The following is a 5254-nucleotide window of genomic DNA, read 5'->3' as shown; positions in this document are numbered from 1 at the left end:
ACAAGCGAAATTAAGAAAAAAGAATACGTTCGTAGACATATTGAATTGACAGCCGTTTCGATGAAAATCGAAACAAAAGAATAAGAGTAATAGAATCGTAAGATTCGAAAAGAACCGATAGATATCATCGCAATATAATATAAAAATATACGATGAAGAGTTTGATCCTGGCTCAGGATGAACGCTAGCGGCAGGCTTAACACATGCAAGTCGAGGGGTATATGTCTTCGGATATAGAGACCGGCGCACGGGTGCGTAACGCGTATGCAATCTACCTTTTACAGAGGGATAGCCCAGAGAAATTTGGATTAATACCTCATAGTATAGTGACTCGGCATCGAGATACTATTAAAGTCACAACGGTAAAAGATGAGCATGCGTCCCATTAGCTAGTTGGTAAGGTAACGGCTTACCAAGGCTACGATGGGTAGGGGTCCTGAGAGGGAGATCCCCCACACTGGTACTGAGACACGGACCAGACTCCTACGGGAGGCAGCAGTGAGGAATATTGGACAATGGGCGCAAGCCTGATCCAGCCATGCCGCGTGCAGGATGACGGTCCTATGGATTGTAAACTGCTTTTGTACGAGAAGAAACACTCCAACGTGTTGGAGCTTGACGGTATCGTAAGAATAAGGATCGGCTAACTCCGTGCCAGCAGCCGCGGTAATACGGAGGATCCAAGCGTTATCCGGAATCATTGGGTTTAAAGGGTCCGTAGGCGGTTTAGTAAGTCAGTGGTGAAAGCCCATCGCTCAACGGTGGAACGGCCATTGATACTGCTAAACTTGAATTATTAGGAAGTAACTAGAATATGTAGTGTAGCGGTGAAATGCTTAGAGATTACATGGAATACCAATTGCGAAGGCAGGTTACTACTAATGGATTGACGCTGATGGACGAAAGCGTGGGTAGCGAACAGGATTAGATACCCTGGTAGTCCACGCCGTAAACGATGGATACTAGCTGTTGGGAGCAATCTCAGTGGCTAAGCGAAAGTGATAAGTATCCCACCTGGGGAGTACGTTCGCAAGAATGAAACTCAAAGGAATTGACGGGGGCCCGCACAAGCGGTGGAGCATGTGGTTTAATTCGATGATACGCGAGGAACCTTACCAAGGCTTAAATGTAGTTTGACCGATTTGGAAACAGATCTTTCGCAAGACAAATTACAAGGTGCTGCATGGTTGTCGTCAGCTCGTGCCGTGAGGTGTCAGGTTAAGTCCTATAACGAGCGCAACCCCTGTTGTTAGTTGCCAGCGAGTCAAGTCGGGAACTCTAACAAGACTGCCAGTGCAAACTGTGAGGAAGGTGGGGATGACGTCAAATCATCACGGCCCTTACGCCTTGGGCTACACACGTGCTACAATGGCCGGTACAGAGAGCAGCCACTGGGCGACCAGGAGCGAATCTATAAAACCGGTCACAGTTCGGATCGGAGTCTGCAACTCGACTCCGTGAAGCTGGAATCGCTAGTAATCGGATATCAGCCATGATCCGGTGAATACGTTCCCGGGCCTTGTACACACCGCCCGTCAAGCCATGGAAGCTGGGGGTGCCTGAAGTCGGTGACCGCAAGGAGCTGCCTAGGGTAAAACTGGTAACTAGGGCTAAGTCGTAACAAGGTAGCCGTACCGGAAGGTGCGGCTGGAACACCTCCTTTCTAGAGCCTTAATGTTAGCCTAGTGCACGTTAAGGAAAAAAGATGACTATTTATGGGTCTCTGAATTGGAGATTGTATTACTCTTGCTGTTAATTTAAAAAAATGAAAGAATTAAGTAAAAACAGAGTCTCGTAGCTCAGCTGGTTAGAGTACTACACTGATAATGTAGGGGTCGGCAGTTCGAGTCTGCCCGGGACTACTTTTTAAAAAGAATTGATAATTAATAATTAACAATTAATAATTAAAAAAGACTGAAAGCTTAATTTACAAGGAAATTTTAGAGGTTGAGTAACCGTTTTAAGTACTGTTAACTGAAAACTGTTAACTGACAACTAAAAAATGGGGGATTAGCTCAGCTGGCTAGAGCGCCTGCCTTGCACGCAGGAGGTCAACGGTTCGACTCCGTTATTCTCCACTAAGGGCTATAAGCTATAAGCTGTAGGTCGTAAGCTAGAGAGCTTAAAGCGTATTGCTTAAAGCCTAAAGCGAAACAAAGTTCATTGACATATTGAGATAAGAAAATAATAAGAAAGTAGAAAGCGTTTTTTACAATTTATTGTAAAAGACAAAAAACAACGGTCTTGTTTTAAATAACAAGATTGGTACAATAAGCAAAATAAGGGCGTATGGGGGATGCCTAGGCTCTCAGAGGCGAAGAAGGACGTGATAAGCTGCGAAAAGCTACGGGGACGAGCACACATCGATTGATCCGTAGATATCCGAATGGGGCAACCCACTATGTTGAAGACATAGTACACCGATAGGTGGGCAAACCCGCTGAACTGAAACATCTAAGTAGGCGGAGGAGAAGAAAACAAAAGTGATTCCGTAAGTAGTGGCGAGCGAACGCGGATTAGCCCAAACCAATGATGTTACGGCATTGTTGGGGTTGTAGGACCACGACATTTTATGTACAAGGAACCGGAATCGACTGGAAAGTCGAGCCAAAGAGAGTGATAGCCTCGTATGGGTAACAAGTATAATAGATAGTGGTATCCTGAGTAGGGCGGGGCACGTGAAACCCTGTCTGAATTTGGCGGGACCATCCGCTAAGGCTAAATACTCCTGAGAGACCGATAGTGAACCAGTACCGTGAGGGAAAGGTGAAAAGAACCGTGAATAACGGAGTGAAATAGATCCTGAAACCATACGCTTACAAGCGGTCGGAGCCCTTTTGTGGGGTGACGGCGTGCCTTTTGCATAATGAGCCTACGAGTTAACGTTGCTGGCAAGGTTAAGTGATTAAGTCACGGATCCGTAGCGAAAGCGAGTCTGAATAGGGCGCTTTAGTCAGTAGTGTTAGACGCGAAACCGTGTGATCTACCCATGGGCAGGATGAAGCGCTGGTAACACAGTGTGGAGGTCCGAACCGGTTGACGTTGAAAAGTCTTCGGATGACCTGTGGGTAGGGGTGAAAGGCCAATCAAACTCGGAAATAGCTCGTACTCCCCGAAATGCATTTAGGTGCAGCGTTATTTTAGTTATATAGAGGTAGAGCTACTGATTGGATGCGGGGGCTTCACCGCCTACCAATTCCTGACAAACTCCGAATGCTATATAATGATTGATAACAGTGAGGGCTTGGGTGCTAAGGTCCAAGTCCGAGAGGGAAAGAACCCAGACCATCAGCTAAGGTCCCCAAATATATGCTAAGTTGAAAGAACGAGGTTTGTCTGCCCAGACAGCTAGGATGTTGGCTTGGAAGCAGCCATTCATTTAAAGAGTGCGTAACAGCTCACTAGTCGAGCGGACGAGCATGGATAATAATCGGGCATAAGCATATTACCGAAGCTATGGATTTTGTAGCAATACAAAGTGGTAGGGGAGCATTCCAGCAGGGTTGAAGGTGTATCGTAAGGTATGCTGGACTGGCTGGAAAAGAAAATGTAGGCATAAGTAACGATAATGCGGGCGAGAAACCCGCACACCGAAAAACTAAGGTTTCCACAGCTATGCTAATCAGCTGTGGGTTAGTCTGGTCCTAAGGCGAACCCGAAAGGGACAGTCGATGGCCAACGGGTTAATATTCCCGTACTACTAATTACTGTGATGGGGTGACGGAGTGATGAAAGCGCCGCGAACTGACGGAATAGTTCGTTGAAGTACCTAGCTATATTCTCTATAGGCAAATCCGTAGAGAATGGTGAAATACGATAGTACTCGGAGTCTTCGGACAAAGAGATAGTGCGCCTAAGGGCTTCCAAGAAAAACCTCTAAACTTCAGGTAATTAGTACCAGTACCGTAAACCGACACAGGTAGTTGAGGAGAGAATCCTAAGGTGCTCGAGAGATTCATGGCTAAGGAATTAGGCAAAATAGACCTGTAACTTCGGGAGAAAGGTCGCCAGCGCAAGCTGGCCGCAGTGAAGAGGTCCAGGCGACTGTTTATCAAAAACACAGGGCTCTGCAAAATCGTAAGATGAAGTATAGGGCCTGACACCTGCCCGGTGCTGGAAGGTTAAGAGGAGATGTTATCTTCGGAGAAGCATTGAATTGAAGCCCCAGTAAACGGCGGCCGTAACTATAACGGTCCTAAGGTAGCGAAATTCCTTGTCGGGTAAGTTCCGACCTGCACGAATGGTGTAACGATCTGGACACTGTCTCAGCCATGAGCTCGGTGAAATTGTAGTAACGGTGAAGATGCCGTTTACCCGCAGTGGGACGAAAAGACCCTGTGCACCTTTACTATAGCTTAGTATTGACCTTGGATAAATGATGTGTAGGATAGGTTGGAGACTGTGAAGTGGCGTCGCCAGGCGTTGTGGAGTCATTGTTGAAATACAACCCTTTGTTTATCTGAGGCCTAACCCCGAGTATCGGGGGACAGTGCTTGGTGGGTAGTTTGACTGGGGTGGTCGCCTCCAAAAGAGTAACGGAGGCTTCTAAAGGTTCCCTCAGTACGCTTGGTAACCGTGCGTAGAGTGCAATGGCATAAGGGAGCTTGACTGAGAGACATACAGGTCGATCAGGTACGAAAGTAGAGCATAGTGATCCGGTGGTTCCGCATGGAAGGGCCATCGCTCAAAGGATAAAAGGTACGCCGGGGATAACAGGCTGATCTCCCCCAAGAGCTCATATCGACGGGGGGGTTTGGCACCTCGATGTCGGCTCGTCACATCCTGGGGCTGGAGAAGGTCCCAAGGGTTGGGCTGTTCGCCCATTAAAGTGGCACGCGAGCTGGGTTCAGAACGTCGTGAGACAGTTCGGTCTCTATCTACTGTGGGCGTTAGAAATTTGAGTGGATCTGATTCTAGTACGAGAGGACCGAATTGGACAAACCTCTAGTGTATCTGTTGTCCCGCCAGGGGCACCGCAGAGTAGCTACGTTTGGAAGGGATAAGCGCTGAAAGCATATAAGCGCGAAACCCACCACAAGATGAGATTTCTTTTAAGGATCGTGGAAGATGACCACGTTGATAGGCTATAGATGTAAAGGCAGTAATGTCATAGTCGAGTAGTACTAATAATCCGTAAGCTTATGTACACCCTTTTCCCGATAGCGCAAGCTATCGGGAGGAAACTTTCTTAACTAAAAAACTTATTTGTTTCTTTATCTCAGTATGTTAAAATATTGTTTTAATTATCAATTGT

2 tRNA genes and 2 rRNA genes are annotated in these 5254 nt (G+C 46.8%); all 4 read left to right on the top strand.

Annotated elements, in window-relative coordinates:
- The first annotated feature begins 149 nt into the window (after nucleotides 1–149).
- The 4 genes from B0A80_RS03065 to B0A80_RS03050 all read left to right on the top strand — a co-directional run bounded on the left by B0A80_RS03065 (nucleotide 150) and on the right by B0A80_RS03050 (nucleotide 5147).
- Nucleotides 150–1663 (top strand): 16S ribosomal RNA (locus B0A80_RS03065).
- Nucleotides 1664–1788: 125 nt separating this feature from the next.
- Nucleotides 1789–1862, top strand: a tRNA-Ile gene (locus B0A80_RS03060).
- Between the two features lie 142 nt (nucleotides 1863–2004).
- Nucleotides 2005–2078, top strand: a tRNA-Ala gene (locus tag B0A80_RS03055).
- A 190-nt stretch (nucleotides 2079–2268) separates the two neighbouring features.
- Nucleotides 2269–5147: ribosomal RNA gene (locus B0A80_RS03050) — 23S ribosomal RNA — on the top strand.
- Together the 16S and 23S rRNA genes with 2 tRNA genes alongside form the textbook arrangement of a ribosomal RNA operon.
- Nucleotides 5148–5254: the final 107 nt, after the last annotated feature.

This window comes from Flavobacterium tructae (assembly GCF_002217475.1).
GTDB lineage: Bacteria > Bacteroidota > Bacteroidia > Flavobacteriales > Flavobacteriaceae > Flavobacterium > Flavobacterium tructae.
Note: the sequence above shows the minus strand (reverse complement) of the source record. Positions and strands in the feature narration are given on the sequence as shown.